This is a genomic window from Rhizobium sp. P1_B8 (assembly GCF_056406515.1).
In genome coordinates this window covers 110,108-129,311 of record NZ_JBFTZZ010000003.1, presented here as the reverse complement: position 1 = coordinate 129,311, position 19,204 = coordinate 110,108, and the positions used below count along the sequence as shown (strand labels likewise).

Here is a 19,204-nt window from a genome sequence, read left to right as displayed (position 1 = left end):
GTCTTCGGTGTCAAGTTTCTTCTCGTCGAACGCGACATCCGGGGAGCAGAAACCACCGGACCGGGGAACCAACAAATCAAGGATCACAGAACAATGGCACTTTCTCTTTCGAGAAGGATGGTGACGTGCGCTCTGCTGGCAGGCAGCTTCATGTCCCTTTTATCTATCGCCAATGCTTTCGAACTTGCCGAGCAGGGCAAGCTGACGGTTGCCTTCACCGGCGACATGCCCGGCTCCGGCTGGCAGGACGGGAAGCTGATAGGCTACGACGGTGAAATCATGCAGCGCATTGCCGACAAGCTCGGCCTCAAGATTGAGCCGGCGCTCATGGAATGGTCGGGTACGATCGCCTCCGTTCAGTCAGGCCGCGTCGACGCCATGCTCGGCACCATGGGCTGGACCGAAAAGCGTACGAAGATCATGAGTTTGTCCGAGCCGATCCACTACTTCAAAAATGGCATCATGCAATCGACGAAGACGAGTTGGGACAAGCTTTCCGATCTGGAAGGCAAGAAGATCGGCACGATCACCGGCTTTTCGTTCATTCCGGAATTGAAGAGCATCAAAGATCTTCAGCTCTCGCTCTACGACACGTCCGACGCGGCCGTGCGCGATCTTATTGCCGGGCGCATCGACGCTGTCATCGGCGATCCGCCGGTGGTCTCCTATGCCATCAAGCAGAACCCTGATTGGAATATGCACTTCCTTGCCTTCACCGATAACAGTCCGGATTTCCCGCTGCTGACCGGTCTCGGCCAGGTGGTCTTTGGCCTCAATCAGAAGAACGACGATCTGCGCCAGAAGATGGACGTCATCATCGCTGACATGTGGAAGACTTGCGAGATGAAGGAAATCGGCGCCCGCTACGGATTGTCGTCGGATGTCTGGTTCAAGCCGGTGGGCCAAAACTTCCGAGCCGGCGTCGATCGCCCGGCAGATTACAAGCTGCCGTCTTGCGCAGCTGGCGGCTGAACGGCCGTGCAGACGGAAGCTGCACGGCAGCTTTCGTCCACCCTCTTCGCCTACTGCATAATTCCTTAAATCAGAATCGATTTCAGGAGAAAATTATGCAGCAATTCAAGGTGCTACAGCGTCCTTGGGGCGTCTGAAAAGACGCGCGGCGCTGTAGATATAGTCGCATAAGGAAACGGCGATGAATGCGCTTCTCAGCGTTGCAGGCCTGCGCAAGAGCTATGGTCCTATCGAAGTTCTCAAAGGCATCGATTTCGATGTCGCGCCAGGTGAGAAGATTGCCCTGATCGGTCCGTCCGGCTCCGGGAAATCCACCTGTCTGCGCTGCATGAATTTTCTGGAAAAGCCCAGTGCCGGCGAGATCCGCCTCGATGGCGAGCGCATCGGTGCGCGCAACGGCCATGTCATGAGCGACCGGCAACTTGCACCGCAACGCGCCGAGATGGGCATGGTCTTCCAGCTCTTCAATCTCTGGCCGCATCTGTCGGTGACGGAAAACGTGGCGATCGCTGCGCGCAAGGTGCGCGGCCTGCCTGCTGCCGAGGCCCGCGAACTGGCGTTGGAGATGTTGGCCAAAGTCCATATGACGCACCGCGCCGACGCCTCACCGCTCGAACTGTCCGGTGGCCAGCAGCAACGTGTCGCGATCGCGCGGGCGCTTGCCCAGAAGCCAAAGCTCATGCTGTTCGACGAGCCGACATCCGCACTCGATCCCGAACTGGTCCAGGAAGTTCTGAAAGTGATGGAGGAGCTGGCGGCCGAAGGGCGCACGATGCTGATCGTCACGCACGAGATCGCGTTCGCGCGCGACATTGCCGATCGCGTCCTGTTTCTTGACGGCGGCACCATCGTCGAAGCCGGGCCGGCACGCCAGGTCATAACCGCTCCCCGCGAAGCGCGAACGCAAGCGTTTCTCAACAAGATCCGGCACTAGGCGCGTCATGACCGGATTTTCCATATTTTTCTCGGTCGTCCAGGGGCTCGTCGCCGGCCTCGGCATAACCGTTTTCGTCACGATCGCCTCGCTGGCGCTCGCAGCCGCCTTCGGGTTCCTTCTCGCCCTGCTCAGGCAATTTGCCGGGATCAAATTCATCGATCTGGTGATCGATGTCTGCTGCGAGATTCTCTGCAATGTGCCGGCCTTGACGCATCTGTTCATCCTCTACTTCGGGCTTGCCAGCATCGGCGTGAAATTGACGTCGATCACGGCGGCCGTCCTGGGCCTCGGGCTCATCGGAGCGGCGATCACCTGTGCAATCTTTCGCGCCGGTTTCGCCGCGCTGCCTGGCGGGCAGGCGGAGGCGGCGCTTGCCGCAGGGCTGACCCCGCTCCAGACCATCTTTGAGATCCTGACGCCGCAGGCCATGCGGATAGCGCTTCCAGGGCTCGGGAACTACGCGGTGCAGCTTCTCAAGGATACATCCGTCGTCTCGGCCATCGCGGCGCCGGAAATCATGTTCTTTGCCCGCTCAATGGTGACGTCGTCCTTCCAGACAACAATGATCTACGCGACGGCGGCGGCACTCTACCTGTTGCTGAGCTTGCCATTGATGCAGGTCACGCGGTTCCTCGAAAGACGTTATGGGAGATTGAAAGGATGAGCGCTTTCCTAGCGCCCTATGGCGATTATGGTGCCGAATGGCTGCCTCTCCTCCTGCGGGCGATGGTGAATACGGCCCTGCTTTCCGTTTGTGCCTTTGCCCTGGCATTCGTTTTTGGCTTGCTGCTTTCGCTCTGCCAGAAATCCAGTTTCGCGGCGCTAAGGTATTTTGCGGCCCTTTATGTGACGATCGTGCGTGGCGTGCCGCTGCTGGCGGTTTTGTTTCTGCTTTATTTCGGCTTGCCGGGTATCGGGATCGTCTTTGATGCTTTCGGCGCGGCGATTGCGGGCCTGGCGTTGTGTTTCGCGGCCCAGGTCGCAGAGCTTTTCCGCGCCGGCCTGAAGGCTATACCTGCCGGGCAGAGCGAGGCAGCGTTAGCCGCGGGCTTCACCCCGGCCCAGAGCTTCGTCCTGATCATCCTGCCGCAGGTCGCGCGTGTCATTCTGGCGCCCATGATCATCACCTTCGTCTCGCTGCTCAAGGATTCTTCGCTCGCTTCGCTGATTACCGTCAACGAACTGGTCCTCACCGGGCGGTCAATGGCGACCGAGTATTTCCTGCCCTTGCAAATCTACATTGCCGTCGGCCTCTGCTATTTCGCGATAGCCTGGCCTTTCTCGGTCCTCTCGCGCCGGCTAGCCCTTCCGGCCACCCGCTAACTCGTCATCACAAGGCCAAGACCATGACCATTGAAACGACCGTTGCCACCGGCGACGCACGTCGGCATGCAACGCAATCGGATGAACCTCGTTGGCCGGTGATCCTCATGACGCCCGACCTCAGCGAAGCGCCTGATGCTCCGACCGAGAAGGAGTATGTGGTACGCGCCAACTATGCGGACGCCATAGCCGAGGCAGGGGGAATTCCGTTGATCCTGCCTTACAATACCCGGAACCTGGCACCGGCCTTGGCACTCGCCGATGGAATCCTCCTTACCGGTGCGCGGCCGGGGACGGAGGTGACAGGGGCGCGCAGGCAGTTCGAAATTCAGCTGGTCGAGCAAGCCTTGAAAACCGGCAAGCCGCTTCTCGGCATCTGCCATGGCATGCAACTGATCGGTGAATGCCTTGGAGGCAAATTTCAAACCGAGCTGCCGGCCGCCGCCGTATCCCACATCCCGCAAGATGTCCCCGACGTGCTGGCGCACGAGATCATCGTCGAGCAGGGCAGCGTGCTCGCCAACTGGGTCGGGAAGAGGTCGGCGCGCGTCAACAGCCTGCATCGGCATGCTTTGGCCGGCCACGGACGATTCCGTGTCGCTGCAAGGGCGCCGGACGGCATCATCGAGGCATTCGAAGGAGAAACAGACGGCTTTTGCCTGGGTATCCAATGGCACCCGGAATACCGGCTGACTGAACTCGATAGGAATGTCATGAGGGCCTTCGTCGACCGCAGCGCCGAAGCGGCAGCCCGCAAGGCACGCAATGCTTCGTCGGCTGGAAGCAATCGCGTGCGCGAACGGCTGGTACAGCTCGAGCTTGCTCTGCCGGAAGCATCCTCGCCGCCGGGTGCATTTTCCGGAGCTGTGCGGACCGGCAATATCATCACCATTTCCGGTCAAGTGCCGTTGAAGGATGGCGTGGTGCTGCAGACGGGACACCTCGGAGCATCAGTCTCCATCGAAGAGGGGCGAGAATGTGCGCGTTGGGCGCTCCTCAATGCGCTTGCCCAGTTGGAGGGAGCTGCGGGGGGCTTCCACAAGATCCAGGGCTTCGTACGGCTGGCGGGCTATGTCGCGGCAGATGCTGCTTTCGAGCGCCACGGCGCGGTCGTCGATGGCGCTTCGGAACTGCTCCGAGAGCTTTTCCCGGATCGATGGACGCATGCCCGCATCGCGGTCGGCGTTGCATCCCTGCCACGTGGGGTTCCTGTTGAAGTCGAGCTGACGGCCATCGTCGGCGACGAGGCCTGAGATGGGGCGCGTTGCGGTGATCGGCGCCGGCGTGGTCGGCGTGTCGTCGGCCTATCTTCTCGCCCGGGCGGGGCATGATGTGACACTTGTCGATGCGGCGGGCGAGCCGGGCACGGGGGCGAGTGCCGGCAACGCCGCGCAGCTGTCCTGGGCCTATGGTGACGCTATGGCATCGCCAGCCCTGCTGAAGCATCTGCCAGCCATTGCGATGGGGCGCGATCCGGCCTTCCGCATCCACTGGCAACTCGACCGGGACTTTCTGCGTTGGGGGCTGAAATTTATTGCCAATACCCCGTTCAGGCGTTGGTGGAACAATACGCAGGACATCCTGCGCCTCGCCGAGCAATCCCGTTACGAACTCGCGATCCTGCTTAAGGAAACCGATGTCGAATTCGATTACCGTGTCGCCGGAAAGCTGCATCTCTACGCCGACCCGCAGAGTTTTGCTGCCGCCCATTCCAGTGTCGTGCGCAAGAATGCCCTTGGCTTCGAACAACGCCTGCTGAAGCGGGTGGAGGCGGAAAACATCGAACCGGCGCTTGCCGCGTATCAGGGAGAGATTGCCGGCGCCGTTTATACTCCGGATGATGCCCTCGGCGATGCGGCCGGATTTTGCCGCCAGCTGACCGCCTGGATGGTCGGGCGCGGGCAGGTGTCGACGCTTTTCGGCAGGAGGGTTTCGAGCTTTGTCCAAACGGGAGGCGTGCTGACAGGGTTGAGGTTCGAGGATCGCGACGAGCTTCACGTCGACGCCGCTATTGTCGCCGCAGGGCCGCAGATCCTTTCCCTCGTGTCCGATCTGCCCGAGGCCCGGGACATACGCTCCGTCAGAGGCTACTCGCTCACCATTCCAAGATCCAGCCTTGCACCAAGTATCAGCCTGACAGACGTCAAGCGAAAGCTTGCCTTTGTGGCAATCGGCGACCGTTTTCGTGTTGCCGGACTGGCAGACATCGAGCGTCCCGGAGCCGGTTTTGATGTCGGGCGTTTCGACACGCTCAAGCTGGCCGCGTCCGCAGTGCTGCCCGATCTTTTCGACCGATCGGACGAACTGACGAGATGGTCGGGCGAGAGGCCCATGACTCCGACCTCCAAGCCCATGATCGCCGCCTCCAGACGCATCAAAGGTCTCTACATCAATGCCGGCCACGGCATGTTGGGATGGACGCTCGCATTGGGTTCTGCCCGCCGCGTGGTCGATCTCCTTCGATAAGTCGGTGGTTGGCGCCCGGTGCTCACAGTTGCGGACGACCACCTGCCGCAGCGTTCCGGCAGATGCGGGGACTTGCTCAATTCATACCTCTTCATCCATCTGATCGCTCCGGATCATAAAATCCGGAGCGAAGTGAGTGAGAGCACGTCACCAATGGAATCTGTGGAATGACCCCTAGCCGAATTTCTCAGTCGTGTCGGCCTTGCCGAACACCCAATAGCCGGATGCCTTGATCCAGCCGAGCGGGCAACCTCGTTCCAGCAGATAGGCGCGGATATCGCGTGTTACCGAGGCTTCCGCCGCGACCCAGATGAAGGTTTCCGGTTGGATATCGACCGTGCTCAACAATTTCAGCAGCGCTGCGGCATCGGTTGCCTGCGAGAGAGGCCGATGCGCCCAGTGGATGTGCAGTTCGGCTGATGTCGCGAAGACCTGCTCTTCCAACGGGCCGGTGACGGCTGCGATTGTGGTGATGACGGTTCCGGCACTGCTCTCCTCGATCCGGCGGCCGATTGCCGGCAGGGCCGTTTCGTCGCCGATCAGCAGCCATCGTTTGACTGTCTTCGAAACCACGGCGGAGCCCCTTGGTCCGCCGATCTCGAGCCTGTCGCCGGGGCGCGCGTCGATCGCCCATTGGGTCACGGGGCCTGCCTCGTGCAAGGCGAAGTCGATGGTCAGTCTGCGTTCGGCATTGTCGTAGCGGCGCGGCGTGTAGTCACGGCGTTCTTCCCCGCCATCGGTGGCCGGTACGAAAATCTTGATGTGGTCATCGGGTGCAAGACTGGTGAAGTCGGCGAGATCGCCGCCGGTCAATTCGATGCGGCGCATGCCGGGGGTGATGTCGATGACGCTTTCGACCATCAGGGTGCGCCGTCGCGTGTCGTGGCGGATCCGCTCGATGACAGGGGCGGGTGAAGTCTGTTCTTTGAGTTGATTGTTATCCATGTGTCCTTCCGGGGCTTTGAAGCTCGATCCGCAGGACATAGTCGCGCAGATCGAAGCCGCAAAAGCCGTTCGATCATACGCGTTGAGTGACGTTAACGCTTACGTGGCCGGGTGACCCGACCATTGAGCGCATGATGTAACCGACGCCGGCGGCATGTGCAACGGCAAGGTGGCCAACAAGGGCGATGATTGCCAAAGTTTAACTTTCCGGAGGTGTTTCGGTCGGGCAATGATCATCTGCTCAACACGTAGGAATTTCGTGCAGGCGGTCATGGAGAAGACAATGGACACCGAAATCCAGGACGTGCTCGACATCTATCACGCGATGATCGAGACGGAGCACAACAGCCCGCGCGAACTGCCTCCGGGCGGCCGCGACGGAGGACAGGATCAGCGGCTACGCGCGGTGGGACCAGAGACTGGGCAGTTCATCAATATCCTCGCCAGGAGCCTCAAGGCGCCGACGATCCTCGAACTCGGCACCTCCTTCGGTTATTCCGGGATATGGCTGGCGGAAGCCGCGCGCGCTTCCGGCGGTCGGCTGATCACCATGGAAATGCACGACTACAAGTCTGCCTACGCACGCGACATGGCCGTCAGGGCAGGGCTTGCCGAGTATGTGGAATTCAAGGTCGGGGATGCCGTCCAGATGATCGGCGCGCTTTCCTCCGGCATCGATTTCGTGCTGGTGGATCTCTGGAAGGATCTCTACGTTCCCTGCCTCGAAGCCTTCTATCCCAAGCTCAATCCGGGCGCGATCATCGTCGCCGACAACATGCTGCGCCCGGGAGGCGATGATCTCAAACGCTATGGTGAGGCTGTCCGTGCCAAGCCAGGGATATCAAGCGTGCTGCTGCCGGTCGGCAGCGGGCTTGAGGTCAGTCGGTTCGATTGAGGCTGAGGTGAGATTAGCTGTCATTTTGTTTTTTGGTTGCAGCAAAAAAGAAGACACGTTTTAAGCTAATTTCCGACACGTTCCCGATCAAAGCTCTGCGTTATTGCGAGCTTTGGAGATGTGATGTCGGGCATTCTTGTCGCCACCCTTTTGGCAACGGTTTCTGCAAAGATTCCAGCCGGGTTTTCCAGCGGTGACGTTCTCTATTCTGATTGCAGCGAGTCCCGGCAGTTTGTCGTCGGGTATGTTGCCGGTTGGTTGGACAAATGGAATAGTGATGAGCAACTCGCTCGTCGCATTTTTACCGAAGCCGCTCCCAGACCCAGCAGGATGGTGAACTCGGCGCATTTTGCAATCGCCGTTGGTGTCAACGTATGTATCCCAGTCGGAACTACGGCGGAAGCGATCGGCAATACGCTATGCACGTTCCTGGAGGAGAATCCCGGCATACGCGGGGCCACCGGCGACGAGTTGATGACCACCATGGCTCATTATAAATACCACTGCCCGATTCCTTAGGGAGATTCACGCCGGCTTGTTGGCCTCGATGAAACGGCTGAGCGAGGTGGCGGCGTTGAGCATATGGGCGCGCATGCGCCGTGACGCCATCTCGCCGTCGCCTTCGGCGATCGCCTGCATGATGGCCTCGTGTTCGTCGCGGGAGCGGCTCAGCCTTTCGCCCTGGCGCAGTTGCGTGCGTCGGAAGGCGTTCAGGCGGTTGCGGATGGCGATCGCCTGTTCGGCGAGGAAGCCGTTATGGGTGGCGCAGTAGATGGTCTCGTGGAACTGACGGTTGAAGCTATCATAGGCGTTGACGTCGCCGCTTTCGACGATTGGCCGTGAGAGCTCGTGCAGTTCGATCAGGCGGCTGCGCTCCAGCGGCGTCATGCGGTAGGTCGCGAGCCTGACGCAGACGGCCTCGATCTCGGCCACCGTCTCGAACATCTCCATGATGCGCTCCGGCGTCATACGGGCGACGACGCCGCCGCGCCGGGCGCGAAGCTCGACGAGGCCGCCCGCCGCCAGCTGACGCAGCGCTTCGCGAACCGGCGTGCGGGAGGCGCCGAAACGATCGGCAAGCTGCTGTTCGTCCAACGCTGCACCCGCCGCCAGCGTGCCGGCGGCGATCTCGTCGGTCAGGGCGTTGCGAATGCGATCGGAGAGCAAGCCGCGATCATCGCCGTCATCCTCGGTTTCGAAACCATTCGCCATTCCGTCATCTCCGATCTGTTTCAGGCATCGGCCCCAAGCGCCCGTGTATGCAAATGCGATTGCGTGCCTCTTCTGTGTATGCACGTGCGGCATCACGAAGGTGTTACGTATTCAATAATTGACTTTCTGTCGAATGGGAATACATAAATCTCCAGCAAGCAGGCTTCTGCATACACGAAGCCGCTTCAAATACCGAGTTTGACGACGGGATCGCGCAACCCGACGAAGGCCAGTGCCTCGCGCCCGGCTAACGAACCGTTCCGACATGGCATTACAGACCAACCAATTTTGACTTGGCTTCCGTTCTTCGGTCCCGAGCCGACATGCTTTCGATCCTTCAATTCCTGGACGCACAAGGAACCAGATCATGATGATGAACAGACGGGCTTTCTCGGCCGCCCTTGTTGCCGGCGCTGCCGCTTCTCTGCTTGCCACACGCGGCATGGCCGCGACATCCGCTCCCATAAAGGCGCGCAACGTCGTGCTGGCGCACGGGCTGTTTGCCGACGGCTCGTGCTGGACCGAGGTGATCGCGCGCCTGCAGGCGGCTGGACTCAATGCCACGGCGGTGCAGAACCCGCTGACGACGCTGCCCGAGGCCGTCGCTGCCGTGAAGCGGGTGCTCGACCGACAAGACGGCCCGACGGTTCTCGTCGGGCATTCGTTTTCTGGCATGATGGTGACTGAGGCCGGCGTGCACCCCAATGTTTCGGCGCTCGTCTATGTCGCGGCGCGGGCGCCGGATGCAGGTGAGGATTATACCGCTCTCGCCAAAACCTTCCCGACGCCGCCGGCTTCGGCCGGCATCGTCTTCGACGGCGACGAGGGACGCCTCAGCGAGGAAGCCTTCCTGCGTGATTTCGCCGGTGACCTGCCGGAGGCGAAGGCGAAAGTGCTCTATGCCGTGCAGCAACCGTTCCAGAAGGCGCTGCTGACCGGCAAGACGACACAGGCCGCTTGGCGTTCGAAGCCGAGTTGGTATGCCGTCTCGACCGAGGACCGGACGATCAATCCCGATCTCGAACGCTTTATGGCCAAACGCATGGGAGCAAAGACGATTGAAATCCAGGCCAGCCATCTGTCGTTGATCTCCCACCCGGACGAGATCACAAAGCTGATCCTCACGGCGGCGGGGGAGAATAGGGACTGATGCCGAGGCCGGGAAGTGGCAGGGCCGCGGCAGCATCCCTGGAGCGGCGAGGGGCCGCCGCTCCTCTCATATCGGTCGGCGCAGCGGCCTGAACGCTGCTCGAAGCTCGGCGGAGAAGAGCTCCGGCTGCTCCCAGGCGGCGAAGTGGCCGCCCTTGTCGACCTTGTGGAAATAGATAAGGTTGCGATAGGCGCGACGGGCCCATGTCTCCGGGGCCTGATAGCTCTCCCCAGGAAAGACGGTGATGGCGACCGGAAGCGCGATCTTGGAGGTCTTCTCCCCGGCCGCAAGGACGGGACTGCGCCCGCCGCCATATTCCCAGTAGATCCGGGCCGAGGAAGCGGCGCTGTTGGTCAACCAGTAAAGCGTGATGTCGTCGAGCACCTCGTCGGGAGACTTTTCGGGATCGCTGCTGTCGTAGGTCCAGTGCGTGAAGCCTGGATGACCGAGCGTCCATGCCGCAAGGCCGGCCGGGGAGTCCGATATGGCGTAGCCGATCGTCTGCGGCCCCGTGCCCATCATCGTGGCATAGGACCTGTTCCCCATCTTGGCTGCGGCGCTGAGGGCATCGAACGCCGCGCGTTCCTCGGTGGAGAGTCGCTGCGGCGCCGGCCCGCCCGCGGCGAGCACCGCGGCAACTTCGGGCGGCACGACAGCCGGCAGGTTGATGTGGATGCCGAGCAGACCTTGTGGCGCGAGCCGTGCCATCGCGCCGGAGACCGGCGAGCCCCAGTCGCCGCCCTGGGCGACGTAGCTGTTGTAAGCGAGGCGCTTCATCAGTTCCGCCCAGGCCCGTGCGATGCGGTCCGGCCCCCAGCCGGTGCCGGTCGGCTTGCCGGAGAAGCCGTAGCCCGGCATCGACGGAATGACCACGTCGAATGCATCTTCGGCGCGTCCGCCATGAGCGGTCGGATCGGTGAGCGGGCCGATGATCTTGAGGTTCTCGAATACCGATCCCGGCCAGCCATGGGTGATGATGACGGGCAGGGCATTCGGATGTTTCGAGTGGACGTGAATGAAGTGGATGTCTAGGCCGTCGATCTCGGTGATGAATTGCGGCAGCGCGTTCAGCTTCGCTTCCGCCTTTCGCCAGTCGTAGCCGGTGCCCCAATAATCGACGAGCGGCTTGATCTTTTCGAGCTGTATGCCCTGCGACTGGTCGTCGACCGTCTCGCGTTCGGGCCAGCGTGTTGCCAGTACGCGCCGGCGAAGGTCGAGGAGGTCCGCCTCGGGAGTGTCGACGCGAAACGGGCGGATCGCATCTCCCGCGGCAGCCGATGCCTGATAGGACGGAAACAGGCTGGTCGCGCCCGCGGCGGCAATCCCGATCGCCGCGGTGGTCAGGAACCTGCGCCGGTCGCGGTTCAGGGATTCCGAGCTGGCACTTGTGAGCAGTTTGAAGAGCATGGTCATGGCATTGTCCTTTGAAGCAGACGCCTTGGGCAAGACTTCGATAAGTTCGGCCATCGTCAGAATAGCATGGGCGTAGGTCGGGCCGTTCAGCTTGTGCGCCGCACGCATCATTAGGTGCGAGAAGGCGGCCGTCGCGTCGCTCACCAGGGTCGCGAAATAACCGAGTTCCATGGCGAAGCGGGCGGTGGATTCGATACAGCTATTCCCGCCGGATCATCTCGATGCGAGGCCAGCCGTATTGCGCAGGTGATCGGGATGCGTGCCGCCGCCCATACTTCTCGCCACCATCGCGACGATGGTTTCGAACAGTTCGTTCTTTGCCTCGACGGCGGTGATGTCGCCCGACGCGGCGGCATAGGAGAGGGCTTCGGCGGCGCCGAGCATGGCCCAGAGGCCGGCTGCGGCGATCGTGCCGGCACCGGTAAAGGGCGAAAGCGCGATGCGGCATTTCTCGATGAAGGCCGCTTCGTATTCGCGCTTGATCCTTTCGAGTTCCGGCGAGCCGGCAAGTGCTGCGATCACACCGGGGATTTCGCGGCCCTGAAGCAGCACGCAGTCGACATAGGAGGTGGCGATGACTGTGGCCCGGTCGGCAAGCGACGGCTGGCTTGCCGCAAGGGCTGCGTCCATCACATCCGTCTGGCGGGCGTCGAATTCGCGGTAGAGCGCTGCGAGCAGGCCTGGGCGGGTTTCGAAATGATCATAGACCACGGGTTTCGTTACGCCCGCCCGCTCGGAAAGCCGGCCGAGGGTCAGCGCTTCCGTTCCCTCGTCACGGGCGATCTGCCAAGCGACGTCGAGCAACTGGCGATGCCGATCCTGACGCGGCAGGCGGCGGCGCGGTTGCGGATCGGTCGGCTGACCTGTTGTTTCGGCGCTTGACATCGCTGTATACCAAAAGTAACTTACTGAAAGTAGCTTACCAAAGGTATACAGGCTGCGTCTTCCATCCGCAATCATTCAGCAGGAGTTTTCGCCATGCACGCGCTCATCGTCGTCGCGCATCCCGATCCCCAGTCGCTCACCCACCGCGTCGCCGCCCATCTTGCCGAAGGTGTCACACTTTCCGATGCCGGCCATTCCGTCGAGTTGGCCGATCTCGCGGCCGAGGGCTTCGATCCCCGGTTCACCGCGGCAGATATTGCTCTGCATCTGAGGAAAGGGGTGCTGCCCGCCGACGTTGCCGCCGAGCAGGCAAGGGTCGACCGCGCCGATGCGCTGGTGCTCGTCTATCCCGTCTACTGGTGGTCGATGCCGGGGCTTATCAAGGGATGGATCGACCGGGTGTTCACCAATGGCTGGGCTTACGACGATCGCCCGGATACCGGGCTGGTGAAGTTGCTTGGCCGCCTGCCGGTGCATCTGGTCGGCCTCGGCGGCGCCGATGCCGGGACCTATGTGCGGCACGGCTATTTCGGCGCCATGAAGACGCAGATCGATCACGGGATCTTCGACTATTGCGGCGCCCGCGTCGTGACATCGGAGCTGTTGCTCGAAGCCGGACCGAACCATGCGGCCGCCCATCTGGAGACTGCGCGCGCCGTTGGCCGCAGGCTCTTCGACACATCCAGGCGATACGAGGCGACTGACCGCGTAAAGGTGCCCGAGTTCCGGTAAGGTTTATCGGCTGGCTAAGGCAGAGTCTTGCGCCGCTGGCCTTTTCACGAGACAAGCCTTGGATGAGTATTCCGACGACACATCCCTTCGACTTTGATCCGACCTACGGCATGCAGCTCGCAGACCTCCTTGCCGTCAAGCAGCCCGAGGCGCCTGAGGGTTTCGACGATTTCTGGGAGGCGCGTTATCTCAGGGCGCTGACGGTTGATCCGCAGCCGGTGCTGCGCCGGAGCAAGATCACCCATGCCGACTGGCACGTGCTCGATCTCGTCTATATCTCGACCGGTTCATTCAGGATCGGCGGTTGGCTCATCCTGCCGCGTCGGGGGGAGGTGCGGCGCGGGCTCGTCGTCGGGCATGGTTATGGCGGGCGGGATCGGCCTGAATTCGATCTGCCGGTCAAGGAAACGGCAGTGCTTTTTCCCTGCTGCCGCGGGCTGTCGCTTAGCGCTCGTCCGCCGATCTCGCAAAATCCCTCCTGGCATGTGCTCCACGATATCGACAAGCCGAAATCCTATATCATCGGCGGCTGCGTCGAAGATCTGTGGCTTGCCGTCTCGACACTTGTTGCGCTCTATCCCTGGCTTTCGGGGCATATCGGCTACAGCGGCATCAGCTTCGGCGGCGGTGTCGGGGCGATGGCGATCGCTTACGACCAGCGCATCGATCGCGGTCATCTGGCGCTGCCAAGCTTCGGGGATCAGCCGCTGCGGCTGACCTTGCCGACAGTCGGCAGCGCGCAATCGGTGCAGGAGTATCATAAGGAACACGCAGATGTGCTCGAGACGCTTCGGCTCTACGATGCGGCAACGGCCGCTTCGCGAATCAAGGTGCCGATGCTGGTTGCCGTTGCGCTGTTCGATCCTTCGGTGGCGCCGCCCTGCCAGTTTGCTGTCGCGAATGCGATACCAAAATTTAATGAAATCTTCATCCTGGATGCAGGGCATTTCGACTATCCTGGCAGCGCTGAGCAAGAGGCGGTTCTCCGCGACAAGGTGGGACAGTTTTTCAGGGTGCCATGAACCGCGAATATCTGCGCTGGTACAGTCAGCGGCTGCATCGAGACATGGAGATGCTGCTGCATAATTCCTTCAATCGGACTCGATTTAAGGACAAAATTATGCAGCCATTCAAAGTGCTACAGCGTCCTTTGCGCGTCTGAAAAGACGCGCGGCGCTGTAGTGTTCGGCCATGCGGGCGCCAAGGTGCTGGTCTTTTCGACGCGGGACGGGCGCTTCTTCGAGTATGAACAGCTCGGGCTGGTCGCGAGCCTCGCAGACAAGCTCGGGGCCGGCCATCTCCAGCTCTATTGCATCGAGGGCCTGGCGGCAGAAACCTTCTATGGCTTTCACCGTCACCCGGCCGAGCGCATCCGCCGGCATGGTGCGCTCGAGGATTACATCCTGAATGAGGTGCTGCCGCTGATGGCGGCGAAGAATTCGCATGACTGCACCATCGTGCATGGCCGCAGCCTCGGCGCCTTCCAGGCGGCAAGCCTGTTCTTTCGCCATCCGCATCTCTTCCGCAAGCTCGTCGCCTTTTCCGGCCGCTACGACCTGACGATGAGGGTGGAATCCTTCGGCGACCTGTTCGACGGCTATTACGACGACAGCGTCTATTTCCACACGCCGACGCATTTCCTGCCCGGACTTGGCGACGACTGGCGGTTCGACAGGCTGCGTCAGCTCGACATCGTTCTCACCATCGGCGATGCCGATCCTTTCCTCGACAACAACCGCTATCTCAGCCGGCTGCTGGGCGAGAAGAATGTCGGCCATCAGTTGCATGTCTGGGACGGACGCGCCCACCGCGCCGGCGCCTGGAGGAAGATGGCAGCGCTTTACATCTGACACCCTTGGGATGCCGTCACGGCCAGTGCAAAGCCGCCGTCGCCACCGGCGCGTCCCAGAGGGCGATTTCCTCGTCGGTCAGTAAGGCAAGGGTGACGGACAGTCCCTGCATGTCGAGCGAGGTGACGTAGGTTCCGACCAGTGAGCGCTCGATCGGGATGCCTCTTTCCTCGATGAAACGGCGGGCGCCGCTATAGGCGAGGTAGAGTTCGGCGGGCGGCGTGCCGCCGAGGCCGTTGACGAAGAGCAACGCCTTGGCGCCTGGCGCTGCCGCGATGTCGCCGGCGATGGTCTGGCAGAGATGGCCGATGATGGCGTTGGAGGCGGCGAAGGGCTGCCTGGCATGGCCGGGTTCGCCATGGATGCCGACGCCAATCTCCATTTCGTCGGGTCCGAGCGAAAATGTGGTGCGCTCGGTCTGCGGCACCGTCACGCCATTCAGCGCCACACCCATTGAGCGGATGCGCGTATTCAAACCTTCCCCAAGCTGCTTCAATGCGGAAAGTGTCATGCCGCGTTCGGCCGCAGCGCCGAGGATCTTTTCGACGACCAGCGTTCCGGCGACGCCGCGTCGGCCTCTGCCTTCGCCGATCTTCGATGTTTCGATATCGTCACTGACGACCACCATGTCGAGGCTGTGGCGATCTCCGGCCATTTCAATCGCCATTTCGAAATTCATCAGGTCGCCGTCGTAATTCTTGACCACGAGCAGGCAGCCGGCGCCGGTATCGGTCTCTTCGATCGCGGCGATGATCTGACTCGGCGTCGGCGAGGTGAAGATATGGCCGACGCAGGCGGCGTCCAGCATGCCGTGTCCGACGAAGCCGATATGCATCGGCTCATGGCCGGCGCCGCCGCCTGATATAAGCGCCACCTTGCCAGGGGTGAGATGGCGGCGGCGGATGCATCTGCGCTCAGGCCCGAACACCACGAAGGCCTCATGGGCGCGCACGAAGCCTTCGACGCTTTCGGCGACCATGGTTTCCGCAGTGTTCATGAACTTCTTCATCAAGCCTCTCCCAAGGCCAAAAGCGTTACGTTACGTCAACCAGCTTACTCGTCATTCCGCACCCGATATCGCGACGATTTTCTGCACCAGATCTGAGATCGCCTCTTCCAGCAGGCGGTTTTTCCTGTCGTCGCCGAAATCAGGCACCATCAGCGACAGGTGTCGCAATTTCTCGGAATGGCCGAGATCCGGCAACTTGCCGGGATGGGCGGCCTGATAGGCTTCGAGAAAGCGCTCCTGTTCGGCAGCGCTGAAATGGCAGACGCGGACGATCGTCGCGAGATGGCGCGCCGGCAGCGGCGTTGCATAGGTCGGGCTGGTGATCTGGGTGACGAAGCTGCGATGTTTTCCAAGCGCCGTCGCCAGTCGCTGGCGCGTGCCCGATGGCCTGTTGTCGATGATCTGCGCCAGAATGGACTTGTAGGTGATAATGGCGTCTTCGATGTCTTCGCGCGCCATCCTACTCTCCGGCTGCCCTTGTGCCATCGGCATTGAGGCCGATGATCGCCGATCTTATCGCGGGACGCCGGGCCGGCGCCACGGAAAAATGCCGGAGGCCGGCGGCGAGCAGCCTGGGCAGATAGCTGGGATCGCCGGCCATGTCGCCACAGATACTGACTGGCTTGCCGGCGGAAAGCTTCACCGCCTGGGCGAGCAGCCGGAGCACGGCGGGTGCAGCCTTGCCGGCATCGGCGTCCATATCGTCGCGGGCGGAGGCGGCAAGATATTGGGTGAGGTCGTTGGTTCCGAACGAGAAGAAGGCCGCCGACCCGAAGGCGTCGAGCATCAAGGCGGCTGATGGTACCTCCACCATCATGCCGATCGGCGGCATTCGGTGGGGTATGGCGCGGCGGCCCAGCTTTTCGGCTTCCTCGCGGAATAGCTCTCGCATCCTGTCGATCTCGTCGGGAAACGTCACCATCGGCAGCATCACCGACAGCCTGCCGAAGACAGCGGCGCGCAACAGGGCGCGGGCCTGCACGCGGGCGATTTCCGGCCGGGCAAGCAGCAGCCGGATGCCGCGCAGGCCCGAGGCGAGAGCCGGCAGGTCTTCCAGGCCAGCGAGCGGCTTGTCGCCGCCGATATCGAGCATTCTTATGATCACCGGCCTGTCGCCCGCCTGCTCCAGCACGCGGCGATAGATCGCCAGCTGTCGTTCCTCGTTGGCAGCATCGGCGACCGAGGCAACTGAAAACTCCGAGCGCATCAGGCCGACGCCTGCCGTTGCCGGATCGAGCGCATCGATCTCGGCGGGATCGTTGATATTGATGGAGAGCAGGATCGGCACGCCGTCCGCCGTCCGCAGCTCACTGCTGCCGGTTTGCGTGTCGCTGGCAGGTGCTTGTGCCGGTGCCGGGATCAGCATGCCGCCGGCCTTCAGGACGACCGCACCGGCGTCGCCATCCACGCGAAGGGGATCTCCATCTGCTGCCGAAAAGCGACCCGTGCCGACCACCATCGGCACCGATTTCGCCCGGGCAAGCAGGGCGACATGGCCGGCGATGCTGCCCGCGAACAGCGCGATGCCACCGCCTTTCGACCAGTCATGGGCGAGAAAGCGGCTCGGCTCCATATCCTTGCCAACGAAGACCGAGCCAGGCGGGAAATCGGCGATCGGGGTGCCGGCGAGCGCCCCGAGCACGCGGTTCTTGATGTCGAGAATATCGACGGCGCGTGCCCGCATCTGCTCCTCGTCGGCCGCTTCGAGTTCACCGATATAGGCGTCGAGGGTGGCGACCCAGGCGAAGACGACATTCTCGTCGGCCTCCATGCGCGCGCCCGTCGCTTCCGCGATCGTCGGATCGCGCAGCACCTCGATCTGGAAATCGATGATATCCCGGCTTTCGGCATCGGCTCCATCGGCAAGGTGCTCGAGTTCGCCGATCGAGATGTCGATCGCCTTCTCCAGCGCGCTGTATCCACCGACGGCTCGGGATGCAGGGGCGGCGTCCGGCCGCTCGGCAAGAAAGGCCGGGCCGGATGCGATGCCCGGGGATGCGCTCTTAGCTTTCAGTCTAAGCGGTTCGGCCATGTTTCTTTTCCTCATCGAAGTTGCGCTCGATGAGTTCCTTCAGCGCGCGGATCGCCTCTTCGGCGAGAATGCCGTCGGCGCGGATCCTGAGGATCGACCCTTTTCGGATTCTCGCACCCATGATCTTGATGATGCTCTTGCCGTTCAGCCAGACGTCGCTGCCGTTGACAGCGATCTCGATCGAACAGGGGAAGGACTTGGCAAGCCGCGTGAAGGTGACGGAGGGGCGGGCATGCAGCCCGACACCGTGCTTGACTTCCACCTCCGTCTGGCAATTCACGTGCAATGGGTCGGGCTCCTGTTTTTCACTACGCAATCCGCTCGTCATCAGGGGGACAGTTCCTCGGCTGTGGCGACGACCTTGGCCAGCGACGCGCCCCCCGACGCCTCGGCAGCGGCGATGACGGCGCCTTCAACCAAAGGCGCGTTGCAGATGGAGACGAGGGCCGCGCGCGGAAGGCCCAGCATTTCGATCGCCATCTCGCTGTTGGTCTCGGCGCCACCGAGATCGACGAAGACGGCGACGCCGGCATCGGACCATGCGGCCTCGATCGCTTTCAGGATGCCGCCGGCATCGGTGCCGAGGTCGCCGTGGACGTTGCCACCCGACCAGGCGAGCGGTACGCAGTCGCCGACCATCTGCCGCACCATGTCGGCGATCCCCCTTGCCACCAGCGGCGAGTGGGAGACGATCACGATACCCACATTTGCGGTCTTTCCATTCATTGCGGACGGTGCTCCCCGAGATAGCGGCAGATCGCCGTGGTCAGCAGCGCGCAGCTCGACGCGCCGGGATCGACATGACCGATGGAGCGGTCGCCGAGATAGGCCGCGCGCCCGCGCATTGCCTTCATGTCAGCAGTGCGGTTGGCGGAACGCTCGGCCCTGCGGGCGATTGCGCCGAGTGGCGAGCGGCTGGCAAGTGCCGCATGCACGGGATAGAGCACGTCGAGCAGGGTTTTGTCGCCGGCATGCGCGCGACCGCGTCTGGCCACGGCATCGATCGCCTGTTTCAGCACCTGCGAAAAATCGGCCTTTTCATCACTTTTGCGAAGCTCGCGGCCGATCTCCATCAGCAGCGTGCCGTAGAGAGGCCCGGCGGCACCGCCGACAGTCATCACCAGCGTCAGGCCGATCTTTTCCATGGCGTCGGGAAAGGGCAGGCTGGACAGGCTTTCGCCTTCGGCGCTCACTGCCTCGCAGCCGCGCCGCATGTTGGTTCCGTGATCGCCATCGCCGATGGCGCGATCGAGCGCGCAGAGATGATCGCTGTTTGCCGCGATCGTCGCGCGGCACACCTCTATCAATCCTGCCACAAGCACCGGTTCCGCCTGCACTGCCGTCCTCCCTGTCGCCGCGCCTCCCGCGGGCTTCTGAATTTCA

The 19,204-nt window shown here is 62.1% G+C and carries 22 protein-coding genes; 12 read left to right on the top strand and 10 right to left on the bottom strand.

Annotation, left to right across the window (positions count from 1 at the left end):
- Window positions 1-93 precede the first annotated feature (93 nt).
- From AC1D2N_RS06270 to AC1D2N_RS06245, 6 genes are all read left to right on the top strand, one after another.
- Window positions 94-972 carry an ABC transporter substrate-binding protein gene (locus tag AC1D2N_RS06270; RefSeq protein WP_130729101.1) on the top strand — a complete coding sequence of 293 codons (879 nt, stop codon included), beginning with the start codon at window positions 94-96 and terminating at the stop codon, window positions 970-972.
- Window positions 973-1,153: 181 nt separating this feature from the next.
- Window positions 1,154-1,906: an amino acid ABC transporter ATP-binding protein gene (locus AC1D2N_RS06265; RefSeq protein ID WP_018242470.1), complete on the top strand. Its 753-nt coding sequence runs from the start codon at window positions 1,154-1,156 to the stop codon at window positions 1,904-1,906.
- A 7-nt stretch (window positions 1,907-1,913) separates the two neighbouring features.
- Window positions 1,914-2,573 (top strand): amino acid ABC transporter permease, encoded by a 660-nt coding sequence (locus tag AC1D2N_RS06260; protein ID WP_018447236.1) that lies wholly within the window; start codon window positions 1,914-1,916, stop codon window positions 2,571-2,573.
- On the top strand, window positions 2,570-3,232 hold the full coding sequence (locus AC1D2N_RS06255) for an amino acid ABC transporter permease (protein WP_018447237.1): 663 nt from the start codon (window positions 2,570-2,572) through the stop codon (window positions 3,230-3,232). Before AC1D2N_RS06260 ends, AC1D2N_RS06255 begins: the two co-directional genes overlap by 4 nt.
- A gap of 23 nt (window positions 3,233-3,255) precedes the next feature.
- Window positions 3,256-4,485 (top strand): Atu1372/SO_1960 family protein, encoded by a 1,230-nt coding sequence (locus tag AC1D2N_RS06250; protein ID WP_113541980.1) that lies wholly within the window; start codon window positions 3,256-3,258, stop codon window positions 4,483-4,485.
- Window position 4,486: 1 nt separating this feature from the next.
- Window positions 4,487-5,698, top strand: coding sequence for an FAD-dependent oxidoreductase (locus AC1D2N_RS06245; RefSeq protein ID WP_130652599.1), 1,212 nt, complete (start codon window positions 4,487-4,489; stop codon window positions 5,696-5,698).
- A gap of 174 nt (window positions 5,699-5,872) precedes the next feature.
- On the opposite strand, the gene AC1D2N_RS06240 is transcribed toward AC1D2N_RS06245, so the two are convergent.
- The gene (locus tag AC1D2N_RS06240; protein ID WP_028733143.1) at window positions 5,873-6,643 is read right to left on the bottom strand and encodes a siderophore-interacting protein; all 771 of its coding nucleotides are present in this window, start codon (window positions 6,641-6,643) and stop codon (window positions 5,873-5,875) included.
- Between the two features lie 283 nt (window positions 6,644-6,926).
- On the opposite strand from AC1D2N_RS06240, the gene AC1D2N_RS06235 reads away from it, so the two are divergent.
- Both AC1D2N_RS06235 and AC1D2N_RS06230 read left to right on the top strand, forming a co-directional pair.
- Window positions 6,927-7,538, top strand: coding sequence for an O-methyltransferase (locus AC1D2N_RS06235; RefSeq protein ID WP_130652598.1), 612 nt, complete (start codon window positions 6,927-6,929; stop codon window positions 7,536-7,538).
- Between the two features lie 123 nt (window positions 7,539-7,661).
- A complete protein-coding gene (locus AC1D2N_RS06230; protein WP_018242463.1) occupies window positions 7,662-8,057 on the top strand; it encodes a hypothetical protein in 396 nt (131 codons plus the stop codon).
- 6 nt (window positions 8,058-8,063) lie between these two features.
- Here the strand turns inward: AC1D2N_RS06230 and AC1D2N_RS06225 are convergent, their stop codons facing one another.
- Window positions 8,064-8,750, bottom strand: a complete 687-nt coding sequence (locus tag AC1D2N_RS06225) for a GntR family transcriptional regulator (protein WP_115157390.1) — start codon at window positions 8,748-8,750, stop codon at window positions 8,064-8,066.
- A gap of 367 nt (window positions 8,751-9,117) precedes the next feature.
- Between AC1D2N_RS06225 and AC1D2N_RS06220 the strand changes: the two genes are divergently transcribed.
- On the top strand, window positions 9,118-9,900 hold the full coding sequence (locus AC1D2N_RS06220; RefSeq protein WP_113541985.1) for an alpha/beta fold hydrolase: 783 nt from the start codon (window positions 9,118-9,120) through the stop codon (window positions 9,898-9,900).
- A gap of 66 nt (window positions 9,901-9,966) precedes the next feature.
- On the opposite strand, the gene AC1D2N_RS06215 is transcribed toward AC1D2N_RS06220, so the two are convergent.
- Complete coding sequence (locus AC1D2N_RS06215; RefSeq protein ID WP_113541986.1) at window positions 9,967-11,484, bottom strand: epoxide hydrolase family protein; 1,518 nt, start codon at window positions 11,482-11,484, stop codon at window positions 9,967-9,969.
- Window positions 11,485-11,526: 42 nt separating this feature from the next.
- Window positions 11,527-12,198, bottom strand: a complete 672-nt coding sequence (locus AC1D2N_RS06210; RefSeq protein ID WP_113541987.1) for a TetR/AcrR family transcriptional regulator — start codon at window positions 12,196-12,198, stop codon at window positions 11,527-11,529.
- Between the two features lie 93 nt (window positions 12,199-12,291).
- On the opposite strand from AC1D2N_RS06210, the gene AC1D2N_RS06205 reads away from it, so the two are divergent.
- From AC1D2N_RS06205 to AC1D2N_RS06195, 3 genes are all read left to right on the top strand, one after another.
- The gene (locus AC1D2N_RS06205) at window positions 12,292-12,930 is read left to right on the top strand and encodes an NAD(P)H-dependent oxidoreductase (RefSeq protein ID WP_113541988.1); all 639 of its coding nucleotides are present in this window, start codon (window positions 12,292-12,294) and stop codon (window positions 12,928-12,930) included.
- Window positions 12,931-12,992: 62 nt separating this feature from the next.
- Entirely contained in the window at window positions 12,993-13,952 is a 960-nt protein-coding gene (locus AC1D2N_RS06200; protein ID WP_130729100.1) for an acetylxylan esterase, read from the top strand.
- 159 nt (window positions 13,953-14,111) lie between these two features.
- A complete protein-coding gene (locus AC1D2N_RS06195; protein WP_130729099.1) occupies window positions 14,112-14,780 on the top strand; it encodes an esterase family protein in 669 nt (222 codons plus the stop codon).
- Between the two features lie 16 nt (window positions 14,781-14,796).
- Here AC1D2N_RS06195 and AC1D2N_RS06190 read toward each other — a convergent pair whose 3' ends face one another.
- From AC1D2N_RS06190 to dhaL, 6 genes are read right to left on the bottom strand one after another with little or no spacing between them, the layout of a single operon-like run.
- A complete protein-coding gene (locus tag AC1D2N_RS06190) occupies window positions 14,797-15,789 on the bottom strand; it encodes a dihydroxyacetone kinase subunit DhaK (protein WP_130729098.1) in 993 nt (330 codons plus the stop codon).
- A gap of 51 nt (window positions 15,790-15,840) precedes the next feature.
- Window positions 15,841-16,248, bottom strand: coding sequence for a hypothetical protein (locus tag AC1D2N_RS06185; protein ID WP_028733135.1), 408 nt, complete (start codon window positions 16,246-16,248; stop codon window positions 15,841-15,843).
- Window position 16,249: 1 nt separating this feature from the next.
- Window positions 16,250-17,821 (bottom strand): putative PEP-binding protein, encoded by a 1,572-nt coding sequence (locus AC1D2N_RS06180; protein WP_028733134.1) that lies wholly within the window; start codon window positions 17,819-17,821, stop codon window positions 16,250-16,252.
- Window positions 17,805-18,149: an HPr family phosphocarrier protein gene (locus AC1D2N_RS06175; RefSeq protein WP_026230806.1), complete on the bottom strand. Its 345-nt coding sequence runs from the start codon at window positions 18,147-18,149 to the stop codon at window positions 17,805-17,807. The genes AC1D2N_RS06180 and AC1D2N_RS06175 overlap by 17 nt, the downstream gene beginning before the upstream one ends.
- Window positions 18,149-18,547 carry a dihydroxyacetone kinase phosphoryl donor subunit DhaM gene (gene dhaM / locus AC1D2N_RS06170; protein WP_028733133.1) on the bottom strand — a complete coding sequence of 133 codons (399 nt, stop codon included), beginning with the start codon at window positions 18,545-18,547 and terminating at the stop codon, window positions 18,149-18,151. Before dhaM ends, AC1D2N_RS06175 begins: the two co-directional genes overlap by 1 nt.
- Window positions 18,544-19,158 carry a dihydroxyacetone kinase subunit DhaL gene (gene dhaL, locus AC1D2N_RS06165; protein ID WP_028733132.1) on the bottom strand — a complete coding sequence of 205 codons (615 nt, stop codon included), beginning with the start codon at window positions 19,156-19,158 and terminating at the stop codon, window positions 18,544-18,546. The genes dhaM and dhaL overlap by 4 nt, the downstream gene beginning before the upstream one ends.
- Window positions 19,159-19,204 lie beyond the last annotated feature (46 nt).

Bases quoted from the DNA above. Each gene is read 5' to 3' on its own strand.
- AC1D2N_RS06200 (WP_130729100.1), top strand. From the start codon at position 12,993: ATGAGTATTCCGACGACACATCCCTTCGACTTTGATCCGACCTACGGC.
- AC1D2N_RS06260 (WP_018447236.1), top strand. From the start codon at position 1,914: ATGACCGGATTTTCCATATTTTTCTCGGTCGTCCAGGGGCTCGTCGCC.
- AC1D2N_RS06250 (WP_113541980.1), top strand. From the start codon at position 3,256: ATGACCATTGAAACGACCGTTGCCACCGGCGACGCACGTCGGCATGCA.
- AC1D2N_RS06220 (WP_113541985.1), top strand. From the start codon at position 9,118: ATGATGATGAACAGACGGGCTTTCTCGGCCGCCCTTGTTGCCGGCGCT.
- AC1D2N_RS06205 (WP_113541988.1), top strand. From the start codon at position 12,292: ATGCACGCGCTCATCGTCGTCGCGCATCCCGATCCCCAGTCGCTCACC.
- AC1D2N_RS06225 (WP_115157390.1), bottom strand. From the start codon at position 8,750: ATGGCGAATGGTTTCGAAACCGAGGATGACGGCGATGATCGCGGCTTG.
- AC1D2N_RS06230 (WP_018242463.1), top strand. From the start codon at position 7,662: ATGTCGGGCATTCTTGTCGCCACCCTTTTGGCAACGGTTTCTGCAAAG.
- AC1D2N_RS06255 (WP_018447237.1), top strand. From the start codon at position 2,570: ATGAGCGCTTTCCTAGCGCCCTATGGCGATTATGGTGCCGAATGGCTG.
- AC1D2N_RS06185 (WP_028733135.1), bottom strand. From the start codon at position 16,248: ATGGCGCGCGAAGACATCGAAGACGCCATTATCACCTACAAGTCCATT.
- AC1D2N_RS06210 (WP_113541987.1), bottom strand. From the start codon at position 12,198: ATGTCAAGCGCCGAAACAACAGGTCAGCCGACCGATCCGCAACCGCGC.
- AC1D2N_RS06180 (WP_028733134.1), bottom strand. From the start codon at position 17,821: ATGGCCGAACCGCTTAGACTGAAAGCTAAGAGCGCATCCCCGGGCATC.
- AC1D2N_RS06175 (WP_026230806.1), bottom strand. From the start codon at position 18,149: ATGACGAGCGGATTGCGTAGTGAAAAACAGGAGCCCGACCCATTGCAC.
- AC1D2N_RS06190 (WP_130729098.1), bottom strand. From the start codon at position 15,789: ATGAAGAAGTTCATGAACACTGCGGAAACCATGGTCGCCGAAAGCGTC.
- dhaM (WP_028733133.1), bottom strand. From the start codon at position 18,547: ATGAATGGAAAGACCGCAAATGTGGGTATCGTGATCGTCTCCCACTCG.
- AC1D2N_RS06235 (WP_130652598.1), top strand. From the start codon at position 6,927: ATGGACACCGAAATCCAGGACGTGCTCGACATCTATCACGCGATGATC.
- AC1D2N_RS06240 (WP_028733143.1), bottom strand. From the start codon at position 6,643: ATGGATAACAATCAACTCAAAGAACAGACTTCACCCGCCCCTGTCATC.
- AC1D2N_RS06215 (WP_113541986.1), bottom strand. From the start codon at position 11,484: ATGGAACTCGGTTATTTCGCGACCCTGGTGAGCGACGCGACGGCCGCC.
- AC1D2N_RS06265 (WP_018242470.1), top strand. From the start codon at position 1,154: ATGAATGCGCTTCTCAGCGTTGCAGGCCTGCGCAAGAGCTATGGTCCT.
- AC1D2N_RS06245 (WP_130652599.1), top strand. From the start codon at position 4,487: ATGGGGCGCGTTGCGGTGATCGGCGCCGGCGTGGTCGGCGTGTCGTCG.
- AC1D2N_RS06270 (WP_130729101.1), top strand. From the start codon at position 94: ATGGCACTTTCTCTTTCGAGAAGGATGGTGACGTGCGCTCTGCTGGCA.